The organism is Actinacidiphila sp. bgisy145 (assembly GCF_057708125.1).
The window spans coordinates 321,614-338,933 of the sequence record NZ_JBYIRL010000001.1 but is presented as its reverse complement, the minus strand read 5'-3'; the positions used below and the strand labels follow the sequence as shown (position 1 = coordinate 338,933).

The 17,320-nt window shown below is 73.3% G+C and carries 15 protein-coding genes; 12 read left to right on the top strand and 3 right to left on the bottom strand.

From position 1 onward, the window contains the following. Positions 1 to 77: 77 nt before the first annotated feature. Both AC3ERT_RS01315 and AC3ERT_RS01310 read left to right on the top strand, forming a co-directional pair. Complete coding sequence (locus AC3ERT_RS01315) at positions 78 to 1,382, top strand: CaiB/BaiF CoA transferase family protein (RefSeq protein ID WP_435172270.1); 1,305 nt, start codon at positions 78 to 80, stop codon at positions 1,380 to 1,382. Positions 1,383 to 1,411: 29 nt separating this feature from the next. Continuing rightward, positions 1,412 to 2,287 (top strand): HpcH/HpaI aldolase/citrate lyase family protein, encoded by an 876-nt coding sequence (locus tag AC3ERT_RS01310; protein WP_435172337.1) that lies wholly within the window; start codon positions 1,412 to 1,414, stop codon positions 2,285 to 2,287. A gap of 95 nt (positions 2,288 to 2,382) precedes the next feature. Here the strand turns inward: AC3ERT_RS01310 and AC3ERT_RS01305 are convergent, their stop codons facing one another. Further along, on the bottom strand, positions 2,383 to 3,432 hold the full coding sequence (locus AC3ERT_RS01305; protein WP_435172269.1) for an Lrp/AsnC family transcriptional regulator: 1,050 nt from the start codon (positions 3,430 to 3,432) through the stop codon (positions 2,383 to 2,385). A gap of 177 nt (positions 3,433 to 3,609) precedes the next feature. Between AC3ERT_RS01305 and AC3ERT_RS01300 the strand changes: the two genes are divergently transcribed. Continuing rightward, on the top strand, positions 3,610 to 4,326 hold the full coding sequence (locus AC3ERT_RS01300) for an SDR family NAD(P)-dependent oxidoreductase (RefSeq protein ID WP_435172268.1): 717 nt from the start codon (positions 3,610 to 3,612) through the stop codon (positions 4,324 to 4,326). A 13-nt stretch (positions 4,327 to 4,339) separates the two neighbouring features. Here the strand turns inward: AC3ERT_RS01300 and AC3ERT_RS01295 are convergent, their stop codons facing one another. Further along, positions 4,340 to 4,987 (bottom strand): TetR/AcrR family transcriptional regulator, encoded by a 648-nt coding sequence (locus AC3ERT_RS01295; protein WP_435172267.1) that lies wholly within the window; start codon positions 4,985 to 4,987, stop codon positions 4,340 to 4,342. A 127-nt stretch (positions 4,988 to 5,114) separates the two neighbouring features. Between AC3ERT_RS01295 and AC3ERT_RS01290 the strand changes: the two genes are divergently transcribed. The 3 genes from AC3ERT_RS01290 to AC3ERT_RS01280 all read left to right on the top strand — a co-directional run bounded on the left by AC3ERT_RS01290 (position 5,115) and on the right by AC3ERT_RS01280 (position 7,656). After that, the gene (locus AC3ERT_RS01290; protein WP_435172266.1) at positions 5,115 to 6,374 is read left to right on the top strand and encodes an alpha/beta hydrolase family protein; all 1,260 of its coding nucleotides are present in this window, start codon (positions 5,115 to 5,117) and stop codon (positions 6,372 to 6,374) included. A 35-nt stretch (positions 6,375 to 6,409) separates the two neighbouring features. Beyond that, positions 6,410 to 6,922 carry a hypothetical protein gene (locus AC3ERT_RS01285; protein WP_335972948.1) on the top strand — a complete coding sequence of 171 codons (513 nt, stop codon included), beginning with the start codon at positions 6,410 to 6,412 and terminating at the stop codon, positions 6,920 to 6,922. Between the two features lie 176 nt (positions 6,923 to 7,098). Beyond that, a complete protein-coding gene (locus tag AC3ERT_RS01280) occupies positions 7,099 to 7,656 on the top strand; it encodes a DUF2690 domain-containing protein (protein WP_435172265.1) in 558 nt (185 codons plus the stop codon). Position 7,657: 1 nt separating this feature from the next. Here the strand turns inward: AC3ERT_RS01280 and AC3ERT_RS01275 are convergent, their stop codons facing one another. After that, positions 7,658 to 8,746, bottom strand: a complete 1,089-nt coding sequence (locus AC3ERT_RS01275) for a MerR family transcriptional regulator (protein ID WP_335973105.1) — start codon at positions 8,744 to 8,746, stop codon at positions 7,658 to 7,660. 324 nt (positions 8,747 to 9,070) lie between these two features. Here AC3ERT_RS01275 and rhaI point away from each other — a divergent pair, with 324 nt between their 5' ends. The 6 genes from rhaI (at position 9,071) to AC3ERT_RS01245 (ending at position 17,278) form a co-directional block, all read left to right on the top strand. Next, positions 9,071 to 10,237 carry an L-rhamnose isomerase gene (rhaI, locus tag AC3ERT_RS01270; RefSeq protein WP_335972957.1) on the top strand — a complete coding sequence of 389 codons (1,167 nt, stop codon included), beginning with the start codon at positions 9,071 to 9,073 and terminating at the stop codon, positions 10,235 to 10,237. A 131-nt stretch (positions 10,238 to 10,368) separates the two neighbouring features. Beyond that, positions 10,369 to 12,408, top strand: a complete 2,040-nt coding sequence (locus AC3ERT_RS01265; protein WP_435172264.1) for a bifunctional aldolase/short-chain dehydrogenase — start codon at positions 10,369 to 10,371, stop codon at positions 12,406 to 12,408. A 252-nt stretch (positions 12,409 to 12,660) separates the two neighbouring features. Then, a complete protein-coding gene (locus AC3ERT_RS01260) occupies positions 12,661 to 14,070 on the top strand; it encodes a rhamnulokinase (RefSeq protein ID WP_435172336.1) in 1,410 nt (469 codons plus the stop codon). A 147-nt stretch (positions 14,071 to 14,217) separates the two neighbouring features. Next, the gene (locus tag AC3ERT_RS01255) at positions 14,218 to 15,054 is read left to right on the top strand and encodes a (Fe-S)-binding protein (RefSeq protein WP_435172263.1); all 837 of its coding nucleotides are present in this window, start codon (positions 14,218 to 14,220) and stop codon (positions 15,052 to 15,054) included. Then, positions 15,051 to 16,595: a lactate utilization protein B gene (locus AC3ERT_RS01250; RefSeq protein ID WP_435172262.1), complete on the top strand. Its 1,545-nt coding sequence runs from the start codon at positions 15,051 to 15,053 to the stop codon at positions 16,593 to 16,595. The genes AC3ERT_RS01255 and AC3ERT_RS01250 overlap by 4 nt, the downstream gene beginning before the upstream one ends. Further along, complete coding sequence (locus AC3ERT_RS01245; RefSeq protein ID WP_435172260.1) at positions 16,592 to 17,278, top strand: LutC/YkgG family protein; 687 nt, start codon at positions 16,592 to 16,594, stop codon at positions 17,276 to 17,278. The genes AC3ERT_RS01250 and AC3ERT_RS01245 overlap by 4 nt, the downstream gene beginning before the upstream one ends. The last annotated feature ends 42 nt before the right edge of the window (positions 17,279 to 17,320 follow it).

Below are 17,320 nucleotides of genomic sequence, written 5' to 3'. Positions count from 1 at the left end.
ACCCCACGAGTGAGGATCGGCGGCCGGGCGAACCCGCCGGCCGCCGAAGCACGGTGAACGAAGCCGAGGTGATTTCCATGGACCACCCCCGACTCCCCCGTCCCCCCGCCGCGCACCCGGCCGTACCCGCGGCCGCCCCCGTACCGCCGCCCAGGCCGGCGCCGTCCACCGCCGCCGCGGCCGAACCACCGCTGCCCTGCGGTCCGTTGACGGGCATACGGGTCCTGGACCTGGCCACGCTCTTCGCCGGGCCGAGTGCGGCCACCCTGCTGGGCGACTTCGGCGCCGACGTCGTCAAGGTGGAGCACCCGCGGCGGCCCGACCCCTCCCGCGGCCACGGCCCGAGCAAGGACGGGGTGGGCCTGTGGTGGAAGCACCTCGGCCGCAACAAGCGCACCATGACCCTGGACCTGTCCACCCCCGGCGGCCGGGACGTGCTGCTGCGGCTCGCCGCGTCCGCGGACGTGGTGATCGAGAACTTCCGCCCGGGCACGCTGGAGCGCTGGGGCCTGGGCTGGGAGCGGCTGTCGGCGGCGAACCCGCGGCTGGTGCTGGCACGGGTGACGGCCTTCGGGCAGTTCGGACCGTACGCCCGGCGGCCGGGCTTCGGCACCCTCGCCGAGGCGATGAGCGGCTTCGCGTCGGCGACCGGCGAGCCGCAGGGCCCGCCCACGCTGCCGCCGTTCGGCCTCGCCGACGCCGTGGCCGGGCTGGCCGCCGCGTACGCGGTGCTGGCCGCGCTGACCGGCCGGGAGCGCACGGGCGCGGGCCAGGTGGTGGACCTGGCGATCATCGAGCCGATGCTCGCGGTGCTCGGCCCGCAGCTGATCTGGTACGACCAACTCGGCTATGTGCAGCCGAGGATGGGCAACCGGTCCACCAACAACGCGCCGCGCAACACCTATCGGACCGCCGACGGCGCGTGGCTGGCGGTGTCCTCCTCCGCGCAGTCGGTCGCGGAGCGGGTGGTACGGCTGGTGGGGCGGCCGGAGTTGGCGGCGGAGCCCTGGTTCGGCACCGGCGCCGGACGGGCCGCACACGCCGACGAGATCGACGCGGCGGTCGGCGGCTGGATCGCCGCGCACGAACGGGCCGAGGTGGTCGCGGCGTTCGAGGCCGCGCAGGCCGCGGTCGCGCCGGTCTACGACGTGCGCGACGTGCTCGCCGACCCGCAGTACGACGCGCTGGGCACCGTAGCGTCGGTGGACGACGCGGAGTTGGGGCCGATACGGATGCAGAACGTGCTCTTCCGGCTCTCCGGCACCCCCGGCACGATCCGCTGGACCGGCCGCCCGCACGGCGCGGACACCGACGCCGTACTGGCCGAACTCGGCCTGGACTCCCGGGAGATCGCCGCGCTGCGGGCGCAGGGCGCGCTGTGACCGCGGGACTTGGCGCGGCGCGGGTGGCCGTGGCGGCGCCGGAACCCGACGACGGCCTCCTCCTGACCTGGCTCTACGCCCCCGGGGACCGGCCCGAGGTGGTCGCGAAGGCGCTGCGCTCGGGCGCGGACGTGGTCGTGGTGGACCTGGAGGACGCCGTCGGCCCCGCCCGCAAGGCGTACGCCCGGGCCGCCACCGCGGAACTGCTCACCGCTCCGCGGCCGGGCCCGCCCCGGGTGCATGTCCGGCTCAACGCCCTCGGCAGCCCGCTGTGCGCGGCGGACCTGGCGGCGCTCGCCGGGCGGCCGGGCCTGGACGGGCTGCGGCTGCCGAAGGTCGGCGGGCCCGGCGACGTGGCGGCCGTACGGCGGCGGTACGGCGAGGTGGCCGGGAGCGCGGCCCGGCTGCCCGGCCTCTACCCGCTGCTGGAGTCGGCGCTCGGCGTGGAGAACGCCTTCGCCGTGGCCACCGCCGACCCGGCGGTGCGCGGCCTGGCGCTGGGCGAGGCCGACCTGCGCGCCGATCTCGGCGTGGCCGGGGAGGACGCGCTCGCCTGGCCGCGGGTGCGCACGGTGGTGGCCGCCCGCGCGGCCGGGCTCGCGCCGCCCGCCCAGTCCGCGTATCCGGACGTGCGCGACCTCGACGGCCTCGCCGCGTCCTGCCGCCGCGGCCGGGACCTCGGCTTCCTCGGCCGCACCGCTCTCCACCCCCGCCAACTCCCGGTGATAGCCCGCGCCTTCCTGCCCCCACCCGACGAAGTGGCCGCCGCCCGCGAGATCGTGGCCGCGGCCGCCGCCCACCCCGGCGCGCTCGCCCTGCCCGACGGGCGGTTCGTCGACCCGGCAGTGGTGGCCGGCGCCCACCGCGTCCTCGCCCTCGCCGCCCGCGCGGAGCGCTACGGGTGAACGGCCGCCGAGGCGCACCTTCTCCTCGCCTGGCCCGCGCCCCACCGCGTCGCGCACGACCTGCCACGGGGGCGCGGGGCGTCGGCCAGGTCATCTCACGTCGCCCTCGGGCCGGTCGGCCCGACGAGGCGATCGCCGGACAGCAGCGTGCCTGCTTGCTTGACATGCCGTAGGACAGGTGAGACTTCCATGCTCTGCAGGCCAGGCAGGCCGCCGATGCGCTCCGACGTGAACTCGAAGAGTTCGTCGAGGTTGCGGCAGTGGGCGACGGCATGGATGTTGTACGGGCCGGAGATGGCCGCGGCGAAGGCGATCTCGGGTTCTCGGGCCAGCGCGCGTCCGGCCTTCTTCACCTCTGCCGGGTGCACGCGCAGCCACAGGTTGGCCCGTGCGTGATAGCCCAGGGCTGCCGGGGCGATCTCGACGTCGATGTGGACGACGCCTTGCAGGAGCAGGACGCGCAGGCGGCGGGATACCCGACCCGGGGTGGAGTCCGCCGCTGCGGCGAGGTCGACGAGACTGGCCCGGCCGTCCGCGGTGAGCACGTCGAGGACCTTCTCGTCCTCGGCGGTGAGGTCTGCGGGGGCGTCCGTGACGGCCGGAGACTCGGTGAACGGAGGGAGGTCGCCTCCGAGCACCGCTTCCTCCTGAGGCGTCAGCGTGCCCTGGAGCGCGGCCCAGTAGTGGCCGCGGCCTCCCATGAACTGGCGGAGCATCGCGAAGGCGTTGATGTCGAGTACCGCCGCTGTGCGCGGCAGCCGCCGGCCGAGGAGTTCTTCCCGCTGCGCCTGGTCCCGTGACTGCGTCGCGCAGGTGACTTCGGAGCCGGCCGCGCCCAGAGCCACCCAGTTGACGTCGTCCCGCTTGGCGAGGGCGCCCGCGATCGCCGCTGCGCTGCCGGGCCGGCAGCGCAGGCGTACCAGCCATCTGCTCTGCCCCAGCGCGCCCGGATTGACGACGCCGACGACGCGGATGACGCCGTCGGCGTGCAGGCGCCGATACCGGCGCCTGACGGTGCCCTCGGTGAGGCCGAGCGCCACTGCCATCGAGGCGAAGGAGGCTCTCGGAGCGACCTGGAGTGCGCGAACGATACGCACGTCATCGGACTGGATTGCGATGGATTCACGCATTGAGGTACCGGCCATGGCACAAATCCTACAAATCGGCCGCTCTGGATCACGCCTTCGGCAGGGCACTGAGCAGACTTGTCGCGTACCGCTGAAGAGCCACAGCAGTGCTGGACACCGGTGCCGCCCCGAGGCGGCCTCGATCAAGGACGCACGAAGTGAGCTCGCCACACAACAGAACGGAGATGACGCTGGATGTCATCGACTGACACCCCGCAGCACATGCCGACCGCCCTCATCGTCGGGGCCTCGCGCGGCCTCGGCCACGCCATGGCGGCCGAATTCCTCGGCCGCGGGTGGAACGTCATCGGCACGGTCCGCGACGCCTCGGCGCGAACGCTCCTGCACGATCTCGCAGACCGGGCCGAGGGCCGCGTCACCGTCGAGTACCTCGACATCAACGAGCCCGACCACCTCGCGCCCCTGCGCGCGCGTCTTGCGGACCGACGGCTTGACCTGCTCTTCGTCAACGCCGGCACCACGAACAACGAGGAGACGCCCATCGGCGAGGTGGCGGCGGACGATTTCGTGGAGGTGATGATCACCAACGCCCTCAGCCCCATGCGCGTCATCGAGGCGCTCGAGGACCTGGTGTCCCCCACTGGCCTGATCGGGGCGATGTCGTCCGGGCAGGGCAGCATCACGAACAACACGACGGCCGGCCGCGAGGTCTACCGGGGAAGCAAAGCGGCCTTGAACATGTTCATGCGCAGCTTCGCCGTCCGGCAGGCCGCGACCCAGCGCGGTTTCGCCCTCCTGGCACCGGGCTGGGTCCGCACCGCGCTCGGCGGGCCGGGCGCTCCCTACACCGTCGAGGAGAGCGCCCCGCTGCTCGTGGACGTCCTGCTGTCCCAACTGGGCACGCCCGGTCTGGCGTATCTGGACCGCTCGGGCCAGACCGTGCCCTGGTAGGCCGGCCGGCGCCTCATGACGTCCAGGCGGCCTGCGCGGCACCCGCCCCGCCGCTGTTGTGCAGGTGGACCAGGGGCAGGAACAGGTCGTCGACGATCGACCGGATGCGTGCGGGCCGAAGGGGTTCGGGGTCCAGCAGCAGGTCGTTGCGCACCAGGTCGAACGGCATGGCGAGCACCGCGGAGGGAATCCGTTCGAGGTCGATCTCACCGCGGTCGTGTGCGCGCTGGTAGAGGTCCTGGGTGAGCAGCGGCCGCCGGTCGCCGAAGATCCGGTCGCGCACCTGGGCGGGAGTGAGCCCGGTGCTGGCCAGGAGTCCGGAGAAGGCCGTGGCCGAGGCAAGGGCGAAGAAGCCGGCGCGGGCCTCGCCCATGACGCTCAGTGCGGCCAGCAGGTCACCGCGCAGGGAGCCGGTGTCGGGGATGTCGACGGGGTGGGTGTCCCGGTAGTGCCTGAGCGCGGCGAGCACGAGCTCGTCCTTGTTGGCCCAGCGGCGGTACAGCACGGATATCCCGGTACCGGCGCGGGCCGCGACGGACTCCATGGTGAGTTTCGCGAAGCCGGCCTGGGTCAGCTCGTCCCAGGCCGCGTCCAGCAGCGCGGCTTCCAGTTCGGGGCCGCGCCGGCGCCCGCGGGGCGGCTCGGTGGCAGGCAGGGGCATCCCACCAGTCTAGAGGAGGTTTGCATTCCTTATCGAGCCGCCCTACGCTCGTAAGAGAGGGATTCCTCTCTTATTCGTTCGGATCGCGCCGCGCGGGGCCCGAGCCACTACGAGAACGGCAACGAGCATGAGCACAGCGACAGGTACGCGTTCCACCTTTTTCGCGGACGCCCGGATGAACTCGATGACCCGGGCGATGCTCGGGCGGGTGTACACCGGCGCGGCGGACACCGGCGAGACGCTGACGACGATCGACCGCGTCACCGACGGCGACCTCGCCTCGTGGGCACGCGCGTGGGAGGCCACCGCCGCACGCGTCGCCGCGATCGGTGACGACTGCGTGCACCGCGGCCACCGGGTGAGCGGGCGCAACGCGCTCCTGCGCGCCGCGACCTACTACGCGGCGTGCGTCCTGGTGGCCGACGCGTGCGCGGAACCGGACGAGACCCGGTCGCGGACGTTCGCCGCGTACCGCCACTGCTGGGAGCGGTACCTCGGCCTCCTGGACAACCCGCCCGAGCCGCTGGAGATCCCGTACGAGGGCACCACGATGCCCGGCTGGTACTTCGCCGCACCCGGCGAAGGGTCCAAGCCGACGCTGGTGATGGTCAACGGCGCCGACGGCGCGGCGAGTTACCTGTGGCCCGGCTACGGCACCGAGGCGTCCGTACGCGGGTACAACGTCGTGGTCTTCGACGGGCCCGGCCAGCAGCGCATGCTGTTCGAGCGAGGCGTCCCCTTCCGGCCGGACTGGGAGCACGTCGTCACGCCGGTCGTCGACGCGGCGCTGCGGCTGCCGGGGGTGGACCCGGAGCGGCTCGCCCTCTACGCCGTCAGCCAGGGCGGGTACTGGGCCCCGCGCGCCCTGGCGTTCGAGCACCGGTTCAAGGCCGCGGTCATCGACGACGGTGTGGTCAAGGTGTCCGAGGCGTGGCATGCCGCGCTGCCGCCCGAGCCGAGGGAGCTTCTCGCGGCCGGTGACCGTGACGCCTTCAACGCCGCGATCGCACGCCTCCCGGAAGACGTCAGGCTGATGTTCACCTGGCGGGCCGGGCCGTACGGCTGCCCCAGCTTCTACGACACGTTCCTCGAGGCGGACCGCTACGAGATCACCCCGGAACTCGCCGCGCGGATCACGACGCCGGTACTGATCGCCGATCCCGATCAGGAGGGGTACTTCGCCGGCCAGCCGAGGCGGCTGTACGACATGCTCCGCGGCGAGAAGGCGCACGTCCGGTTCACCGAGGCCGAAGGGGCTGCCGGGCACTGCGAGCCGATGGCCCGGTCGCTTGCCGCACAGCGGTTCTTCGACTTCCTCGACGACCACGTCGGCCGCACCGACTCCGCCGCCGGTCCGAGCACACCAGGTGCCGTAGCGGCGCGGTAGGTTGGGCGGCGACCGGGTCGGCGAGGGAGCTGGGGGTGGCGGTGGTGGCGGGTATCCGGGTCGTGGTGTGCCTGCCGGCGGCGGCAGCCGGGGACCTGCGCGGGGCGATCGGGGTGGCGCTGGCACCGTTCCGGCTGGGGGAGGTGCCGCGGTGGCGCGGGATCTGGGACGAGTGGACGGTCCGCGGCGGCAGTGACGGCACCGGGTTCACAGCGCTGCCCGGGCACGCGGACGACCCCCGGCTGATCCATGACGACGACGGGTACGACGGGACGCCCCTGCCGAGCCCGCCCGGCCGGTGCGCGGGCGGCCCGCGCGGCCTGCTGGACCTCGCCGCCTTCCGCCTGCGCGCCCGCTGGCAGCCCGACCTGCTCACCCTTGACGGCTGGTGGATCGAGGACGGCCGCCATCCGCGGCACAGCAGCTGCGCCGGCGAGGAGTCCTGCCCGCACCTGGCGACCGGGGAGCGGTACGTGCGGGACTTCTACGGCCACTTGGAGGCGCAGCCGGCCGACACGCTGCTGGTCGCCCTGAAGTGCCACGGCTGACATTCGTGTGCCTGGTACGGCCCGCACCCCGCCGGCCCCGTCGGCACCGTACGTCTCAGGCGCCCCAACGGCCCTGGTCAGCCCGCCTGTTCGGCCCGTGAACGGCGAACCGGAGCGCCCGGGTCGGTAGTATCCCGCTGGGCGTCAGGCGTCGTGGGGAATGGGGGAGGCCGGACATGGCCCGTTGGAAAGCGCTGCCCGCGGAACTCGGCCCGGCGCCGTGCCGGCGGGTGGCGCGGCCGGGCGGACCCCGGCTGCTGCTGACGGTGGTGGTGTCCGCCGCGCTCGGCTCCGGGGTGACCGCGGTGGTGCTGCGGGCACAGCCCGCGAAGGCGGCGGCCGACCCCGCCACTCCCTCGGCCACCACCTTCCACGTCGGCTGTACGTCCTCCGCGTGCGACGGGCGCGACCCGGGCACCATGCTGTGCGGGGTCGGGCCCGAGACGCTGCTCCAGACGCAGACCCCGGCCGGCGCCGGTGCCGAGATCCGCTACAACCCGCTGTGCCGCGCCGCCTGGGCCCGGCTGTGGAACGTCGCCCCGGGCACCGCGGTGCGCCTGGCGGTCAGCGGCCACCCCGTCCAGCGGATGACCGTGCGCCACGCCCGCGACAGCGACCCCTTCGTCTACACCCCGCTCGTCGCCCTCCCCGGCCCCGGCATCCCCGTCCGCCTGTGCCTCACCGCCCCCGCCGCCCGGCACCCGAGCTGCTACTCCGCCGCCCTTCCGCGCTGACTCACGCCACCAGCAGCCGCAGGCCCAACTCGGCCGCGTCCAGGGCCACCAGGTCCCGGTTGCGCTCGGCCCAGCGCCCCGAGCCGAGGTCGTCGCGCAGCGCCCGCACCGCACGGCGCTCGGCCTGCGGGCCGACCCGCGTCCACACCGACACCGCCCGGCGCACGTGCTCGTCGAGATACGCCTCGGGCCGCCGCCAGTACGCCTCGAAGAAGCCGTCCGCGCAGTCCCACGGCACGAGCACCGGCTCCGCGCGGCCGCCGATCGCGCGGGTCAGGTCGGCCAGCGAGGGCCAGTCCACCAGCAGGTCGGCGAACTCGGGCAGGTAGTCGCGGGTGAGCCAGAACCGCTCCCGGCGGCCCGGGTCGCTCGCGTCGTACGTGAAGACCACCACCCGGCGCGCCACCCGCCGCATCTCACGCAGGCCCGCGATCGGGTCCCGCCAGTGGTGCACCGTGCTGAAGGCCATCGCGGCGTCGAAGGCGCCGTCGGGGAACGGCAGGTGCTCCGCGGCGGCGGCCACGCACGGCGCGGCGCCGGCCGGACGCTGCGCCCGCATCACCGCCGACGGCTCCACGGCGGTGACCTCGCGGTCCGGCGGTTCGTACGACCCGGTGCCGGCTCCGACGTTCAGGACGGTCCGCGCGTCGCCGAGCGCCTCCCACACGCGGGCCGCGATGCGCGGCTCGGTACGGCGGGTGGCCGGGTAGGCGGACCCGATGACGTCGTACAACTGTGCTCCGAACACTTCGAGTTGCTCCTCAGGTGTGGTCGCGATGCCCATGGCGCGCGCCTGGAGTTCCCGGTCGATGGCCGTCACCATGGCCGCGGCGCGGTCGCGCTGCTCCAGCAGCAGGCCGCGCAGCCGGCGCAGGTGCGCGACCGCGTCGGTGGCCGGGTCGTCGACGAGATCGGCGATCTCGCGCAGTCCGAAGCCCAGCCGCCGGTAGGCGAGCACCTCGCGCAGCCGTTCCACGTCACCGGCCGCGTAGGCGCGGTACCCGGCGGCGGTCCGCGCCGAGGGCACCACCAGGCCGATCTCGTCGTAGTGGTGCAGGGTCCGCACGCTCACGCCGGCCAGTTCGGCCACGCGCCCCACGGTCAGGTGTCCTGCGCCCAGGTGCTCTTCCACGCCCCCGACGATGCCCCCTCACGCCGCGTGAGGGTCAAGCCGCTGGGCAGGGCGAGGCCCGGGGCGGCGGCGCGCCGCCCTTGCGTTCCGGGGCGTGAAATGATTCATCGAAAATCGCCTCTCCCGTGTACCACACGCCTCGGCGCGGGGCGCGATGCGGCCGCCCCGAGGCTGATTCCACCTGCCGTAGAACGGTTACTCGATACCTTGACAGCGCTCCGGGGCGGACCTATCTTCGTGCCGTGAATCGATTCATTTCAAACCGTCAACGGAGGGTCGCCCATGCCTGAGCTGTCGGCGGTGAAAGCGGCGCTGCGGGCGCAGGTGATCGAGACCCCCTCATGGGGCTACGGCAACTCCGGCACCCGGTTCAAGGTGTTCGCCGAACCGGGCGTGCCCCGCGACCCGTTCGAGAAGCTCGACGACGCCGCGCAGGTGCACGCGGCCACCGGGGCGGCCCCGGTGGTCTCGCTGCACATCCCGTGGGACGCGGTGGACGACTACGCGGCGCTGGCCCGCCACGCGAAGGAGCGGGGCCTGCGGCTCGGCGCGGTGAACGCCAATGTCTTCCAGGACGACGCCTACCGGCTCGGCTCGGTCGCCAACCCGGACCCGAAGGTGCGCCGCAAGGCGATCGACCACCTGCTGGCCTGCGTCGACATCATGGACGCGACCGGTTCGCGCGACCTGAAGCTGTGGTTCGCCGACGGCACCAACTACCCGGGCCAGGACGACATCACCGCCCGCCAGGACCGGCTGGCCGAAGCGCTCGCCGAGGTGTACGCGCGCCTCGGCGACCAGCAGCGGCTGCTGCTGGAGTACAAGCTGTTCGAGCCGTCCTTCTACACCACCGACGTGCCGGACTGGGGCACCTCCTACGCGCACTGCCTCACCCTCGGCGAGCGGGCGCAGGTCGTGGTGGACACCGGCCACCACGCGCCGGGCACCAACATCGAGTTCATCGTCGCCTTCCTGCTGCGCCAGGGGAAGTTGGGCGGCTTCGACTTCAACTCCCGCTTCTACGCCGACGACGACCTGATGGCGGGCGCGGCCGACCCGTTCCAGCTCTTCCGCATCCTGCACGAGGTCGCCAGGAACGGCGGCTTCGCGCCCGAGGCGGGGGTGGCATTCCTGCTCGACCAGTGCCACAACATCGAGGGCAAGATCCCCGCCGTCATCCGCTCGGTGATGAACGTCCAGGAGGCCACCGCCAAGGCGCTGCTCGTCGACCTCGACGCGCTGGGTGCCGCCCAGGCGGCGGGCGACGTGCTCGGCGCCAACGCGGTGCTGATGGACGCGTACAACACGGACGTCCGGCCGCTGCTCGCCGAGGTGCGCCAGGAGCAGGGGCTCGACCCCGACCCGCTGGCGGCCTACCGTGCTACCGGCTACCAGCAGCGGATCGTCGAGGAGCGCGTCGGCGGCACCCAGGCCGGCTGGGGCGCGTAGTCCCTCCGCCGGGCGCGGTGCGCAACGTCCGTGCCCGGCCCGCGCCCGCTGCTCCCGCGCCAAGCCGCTCCCCCGACCCCTCCGCCCGACCTGCCACGCCACCCGCCCTTCAGCGAAGGAAGACGACCGTCATGACCCTCCCTCCCGAGGCAGCCGCACTCCTCGAGCGTTCCAACCGACTGGGCGCCGATCCCCGCAACACCAACTACGCGGGCGGCAACACCTCCGCGAAGGGCACCTCCCCGGACCCGGTGACCGGCGCCGACACCGAGCTGATGTGGGTCAAGGGCTCCGGCGGCGACCTCGGCACGCTGCGCGAACCGGGCCTGGCCGTCCTGCGGTTGGACCGCCTGCGCGCGCTCACCGAGGTCTACCCGGGGGTCGCGCGGGAGGACGAGATGGTCGCCGCGTTCGACTACTGCCTGCACGGCAAGGGCGGCGCGGCCCCGTCGATCGACACCGCGATGCACGGCCTGGTGGACGCCGCCCATGTGGACCACCTGCACCCGGACTCCGGGATCGCGCTGGCCTGCGCGGCCGACGGCGAGGCCCTGACGAAGGAGTGCTTCGGCGACACCGTGGTGTGGGTGCCCTGGCGCCGCCCGGGCTTCCAACTCGGCCTGGACATCGCCGCGGTGAAGCGGGAGAACCCCAAGGCGATCGGCTGCGTGCTGGGCGGCCACGGCATCACCGCGTGGGGGGAGACCAGCGAGGAGTGCGAGCGCAACTCGCTGCACATCATCCGCACCGCCGAGACGTTCCTCGCCCAGCGCGGCAAGGCCGAGCCGTTCGGCCCGCTGCTGGACGGCTACGGGCCGCTGCCGGCCGGGCAGCGGCGCTCCCGCGCGGCCGAACTCGCGCCGCTGCTGCGCGGCCTGGCCTCCGCCGACCGGCCGCAGGTCGGCCACTTCACCGACACCGACGAGGTGCTGGACTTCCTCGCCCGCGCCGAGCACCCCCGGCTGGCGGCGCTGGGCACCTCCTGCCCCGACCACTTCCTGCGCACCAAGGTCCGCCCGCTGGTCCTGGACCTGCCGCCGACCGCGCCCCTGGCGGACGTCAAGGCCCGGCTGAAGGAGCTGCACGCGGCGTACCGGGCGGAGTACGCCGCCTACTACGAGCGGCACGCCGCACCGGACTCCCCCGCGATGCGCGGCGCCGACCCGGCGATCGTCCTGGTGCCGGGCGTCGGCATGTTCTCCTACGGCAAGGACAAGCAGACCGCGCGCGTGGCGGGCGAGTTCTACGTCAACGCCATCAACGTGATGCGCGGCGCCGAGGCGGTCTCGACGTACCGGCCGATCGAGGAGGCGGAGAAGTTCCGCATCGAGTACTGGGAGCTGGAGGAGGCCAAGCTGCGGCGGATGCCCGCGCCCAAGCCGCTGGCCACCCGTATCGCGCTGGTCACCGGCGCCGGCTCGGGTATCGGCAAGGCCATCGCGCACCGGCTGGTCGCCGAGGGCGCGTGCGTGGTCGTCGCGGACCTCGACAAGGCCAACGCGGCAGCGGTCGCCGAGGAGTTGGGCGGTCCGGACAAGGCGGTCGCGGTCACGGTCGACGTGACCTCCGAGGAGCAGATCGCGGCGTCCTTCGCGCAGGCGCTGCTCGCCTTCGGCGGGGTGGACCTGGTGGTCAACAACGCGGGCATCTCGATCTCCAAGCCGCTGCTGGAGACCACCGCGAAGGACTGGGACCTCCAGCACGACATCATGGCGCGCGGCTCGTTCCTGGTCTCGCGCGAGGCCGCCCGCGTGATGACCGAGCAGGGCATGGGCGGCGACATCGTGTACATCGCGTCGAAGAACGCGGTGTTCGCCGGCCCCAACAACATCGCCTACTCCGCGACCAAGGCCGACCAGGCCCACCAGGTGCGCCTGCTGGCCGCCGAGTTGGGCGGGCACGGCATCCGCGTCAACGGCATCAACCCCGACGGCGTGGTCCGCGGCTCGGGCATCTTCGCGGGCGGCTGGGGCGCGCAGCGCGCCGCGGTCTACGGCGTCGAGGAGTCCGAGCTCGGCGAGTTCTACGCCCAGCGGACCCTGCTGAAGCGGGAGGTGCTGCCCGAGCACGTGGCCAACGCGGTGTTCGCGCTGACCGGCGGCGACCTCACGCACACCACGGGCCTGCACGTGCCGGTGGACGCGGGTGTCGCGGCGGCGTTCCTGCGCTGAGCCGCGCCCGCCGATCCACCTCCGCCACCGCCGCCCGTTCCCGCCGCCCGCTTCTCCCTCCCCCCTACCGCCGCCCGCCATCCCCTACCGCCGCCCGCTTCCCGCCACCTCCCGTGCGGTGTACGGCGCCACGCCGTCCCTGGCCGCACCCGAGCCGTACCGACCGAGGTAACCGCCGTGCCCCGCAGCCCCTCCTCCGCCTTCCCGTCCGCGTTCGCCGCCGCCGACCTCGGGGCCACCAGCGGCCGCGTCATGGTCGGCCGGGTCGGCCCGGCCAACCTCGACCTGAGCGAGGCGCACCGCTTCCCCAACCGCCCGGTCCAGGCCGGCGGCAGCCTGCACTGGGACGTACTGAGCCTGTACCAGGGGGTGCTGGACGGGCTGCGCGAGGCCGCGCGGGCCGGCGGCGTCGCGTCGGTCGGGGTCGACTCCTGGGCGGTGGACTACGGCCTGCTGGACGCCGACGGCCGGCTGCTGGGCAATCCGTACCACTACCGCGACGACCGGACGCAGGCCGCGGTGCCCCAGGTGTGGCGGAGCGTGCCCGCGCCGGAGCTGTACCGGGTCACGGGGTTGCAGCACCTGCCGTTCAACACCGTCTTCCAGCTCGGCGCGGCGCGCGGCAGCGCCCAACTGGCCGCCGCCCGTACGCTGCTGCTGGTCCCGGACCTGATGGTGCACTGGCTGACCGGCACGGTCGGCGCCGAGCTGACCAACGCCTCCACCACCGCCCTGCTGGACGCGGCCACCGGCACCTGGTCTGCCGACCTGCTCGGGCGGCTCGGCATCGAGCCGGGGCTGCTCCCGGCGATCCGCCAACCGGGCGAGGTGGCCGGGGAGTTGCTGCCCGAGGTGGTGCGGGCGACGGGGCTGGCCGAGGGCACCCCGGTGGTCACCGTCGCCTCCCACGACACGGCGTCCGCGGTGGCCGCGGTGCCCGCCGACCGGCCCGGCTTCGGCTACGTCTCCTGCGGCACCTGGTCGCTGGCCGGCCTGGAACTGGACCGGCCGGTCGTCACCGAGGCGTCGCGCGCGGCGAACTTCACCAACGAGCGCGGCATCGACGGCACGTTCCGCTTCCTGCGCAACATCATGGGGCTGTGGCTGCTGTCGGAGACGCTGCGCACCTGGGCGGCCGAGGGCCTGCCGAGCGACCTCGCGCCGCTGCTGGCGATGGCCGCCGAGGCGCCGCCGTTCGCCGCGCTGGTCGACCCGAACGCGCCGGAGTTCCTGGCGCCCGGCGACATGCCCGCGCGGATCACCGCGTACTGCGCGCGCACCGGTCAGCGCCCGCCGGACGACCAGGGCGCCATGGTGCGCTGCATCCTGGAGAGCCTGGCGCTGGCGCACCGGGTGGCGCTGCGCACCGCGGCCGAGCTGTCCGGCCGCGACCTCGACGTGGTGCACCTGGTCGGGGGCGGCAGCCGCAACGACCTGCTGTGCCAACTCACCGCGGACGCCACGGGGTTGCCGGTCGTGGCCGGGCCGACCGAGGCGACCGCGCTCGGCAACATCCTGGTGCAGGCCCGCGCGCACGGGCTCGTCGCCGACCATGCCGCCATGCGCCGGCTGGTGGCCGACACACAGCATCTGCGGCACTACCGGCCGAGCGGCGATCCCCGCGCCTGGGCCGCCGCGGGCGCGCGGGTCGGCCTGGGCTGAGCGCCAACGCCCCTTCGTTCGCGCCTAGTTGCCCCAGCCCCCGGGCGTACCGAACCCGCCGTACCGTACGGCCGCCGCCCGGGGCGGCCGTGGACCACCGCACCGCACGACCACCGCACCGCACACCGCATACCCCGAAGGAGCCGCATGCGGGTCGCACTCTTCGTCACCTGCGTCAATGACGCGCTGTACCCCGACACCGGATGGGCCACCGTGAGGCTGCTGGAGCGGCTGGGCGTCGAGGTGGACTTCCCCGAGGCCCAGACCTGCTGCGGCCAGCCGCAGTTCAACACCGGCTACCGGCGCGAGACCGAGCCGCTGGTCCGCCGGATGGCCCGCGCCTTCGACGGCTACGACTACGTGGTCACGCCGTCCGGCTCCTGCGCGGCCATGGTGCGCGACAACTACCCGCGGATCGGCGCCAAGGCGCTCGCCGAGGGGCGCGGCAGCGAACTGGCCGACGCCGCCGCGTCGTTGCAGCACCGCACGCTGGAACTCACCGAGTTCCTGGTGGATGTGCTCCAGGTGACGGACGTGGGCGCGTACTTCCCGCACACCGTCACCTACCATCCCACCTGCCACGGCCTGCGCATGCTCGGACTGGGCGAACGCCCGCGCAGGCTGCTCCAGGCCGTCAAGGGGCTTCAACTGAGGGAGTTGGAGGGCGCCGAGGAGTGCTGCGGCTTCGGCGGCACCTTCGCCGTCAAGAACCCGGACGTGTCCGTCGCCATGGGCCAGGACAAGGTCCGGCACGCCCTCGACACCGGCGCCGGGGTGCTGTGCGCCGCGGACAACTCCTGCCTGACGCACATCGACGGCATCCTCCGTCGGGACCGCTCGCCGCTGCGCACCGTCCACATCGCGGAGATCCTCGCGTCCACCGAGGACGAGCCGTTCACGCCGCCCCCGGCCCCCGCCGCAGCCACCTCAGCCACCTCAGTCACCACAGCAGCCGCCTCCAGCGCGGCAAGGAGCCGGTCATGAGCCGTACGGACCTGGGCATGCCGACGTTCCCGCAGGCCGCGCGGGTGTCGACGAAGGACACCCAGCTGCGGGCGAACCTCACCCACGCCACCCACACCATCCGCGCCAAACGCGCCACCGCCGTCAGCGAACTCCCCGACTGGCCCCAACTCCGCGAAACCGGCGCCGCCGTCAAAGACCACACCCTCCACCACCTCGACCACTACCTCCTCCAACTCGAAGCAGCCGTCACCCAAGCCGGCGGCACCGTCCACTGGGCCACCGACGCCCACGAAGCCAACCGCATCACCACCGACATCATCAAAGCCACCGGCGAAACCGAAGTCGTCAAAGTCAAATCCATGGCCACCCAGGAAACCGGCCTCAACGAAGCCCTCGCCCACCACGGCATCCACGCCTACGAAACCGACCTCGCCGAACTCATCGTCCAACTCGCCGACGACCGCCCCTCCCACATCCTCGTCCCCGCCATCCACAAAAACCGCACCGAAATCCGCGACATCTTCACCCAGCACATGGCCGACTGGGGCCGCCCCGCACCCCACCACCTCACCGACAACCCCACCGACCTCGCCGAAGCCGCCCGCCTCCACCTCCGCGAAAAATTCCTCACCACCAAAATCGCCATCTCCGGCGCCAACTTCATGATCGCCGAAACCGGCACCCTCGTCGTCGTCGAATCCGAAGGCAACGGCCGCATGTGCCTCACCCTCCCCGACACCCTCATCTCCATCGTCGGCATCGAAAAAACCATCCCCACCTTCCACGACCTCGACACCCTCCTCCAAACCCTCCCCCGCTCCTCCACCGCCGAACGCATGAACCCCTACACCACCATGTGGACCGGCACCACACCCCACGACGGCCCCACGAACTTCCACCTCATCCTCCTCGACAACGGCCGCACCGACACCCTCGCCGACCCCACCGGACGCCAAACCCTCCGCTGCATCCGCTGCTCCGCCTGCCTCAACGTCTGCCCCGTCTACGAACGCGCCGGCGGCCACGCCTACGGCTCCCCCTACCCCGGCCCCATCGGCGCCATCCTCACCCCCCAACTACGCGGCACCACCACCCCCCTCGACGCCTCCCTCCCCTACGCCTCCACCCTCTGCGGCGCCTGCTACGACGTCTGCCCCGTCGCCATCAACATCCCCGAAATCCTCGTCCACCTCCGCGAACGCGTCGCCGACCAGAAGGACGGGCACCGCGCGGAGCGGACCGCGATGAAGGCGGCGACCTGGCTGCTGGACCACCCGGCGGCGCTGGCGGCGGCCGAACGCGCCGCGTCCACCACCCGGCGGCTGCACCCGGCGAAGCTGCCGCTGCCCGGGCCGGCGAAGGCGTGGAGCGACGCGCGCGACCTGCCCGAGGTCGGGGCGGCGTCCTTCCGCGCGAGCTGGAAGAAGAACCGCGGCGCCGCGAACGCCCCGCACCCGGGCCAGGGCGCGGGCACGGGCACGGGCACGGGCACGGGCACGGGCAGCGCAGCCGACGAGCCGAAGCACGACACGGACCACAGCGAGGACACCCCGCGATGACACAGCCGACCCCGTCCAGCCGGGACATCATCCTCGGCCGTATCCGCGCCGCGCTCGCCGACGTCCCCCGCACCCCCGGCGCCACCGGCGCCACCGGCGCCCCCGACACCAGCCGCATCCCCCGCGACTACCTCAACGCCCACGTCCCCGACGACGACCCCACCACCCTCACCGACCTCCTCGCCACCCACATGACCGACTACCGCGCCCACGTCCACCGCACCACCACCGACCAACTCCCCCACACCATCGCCCAACTCCTCACCACACACCACACCCGCACCGCAGTCCTCCCCCCCGGCCTGCCCGAACCATGGCTGACCCACGCCACCGACATCACCACCACCACCGACCACAACCACCTCACCGCAACCCAACTCGACACCATCGACACCGTCATCACCGGCTGCGCCCTCGCCATCGCCGAAACCGGCACCCTCGTCCTCGACGCAAGCCCCGACCAAGGACGCCGCATCCTCACACTCGTCCCCGACCACCACATCTGCGTCGTCCACACCCCCCGCCAAATCGTCGCCTCCCTCCCCCAAGCCCTCCCCCGACTCGACCCCACCCGCCCCCTCACCTGGATCTCCGGCCCCTCCGCCACCAGCGACATCGAACTCGACCGCGTCGAAGGCGTCCACGGCCCCCGCACCCTGGACGTCATCCTGGTCGAGCCGTAGGCCGTGTCTGCCAAGTCCCGCGCGGCCGCAACGAGAGGACAC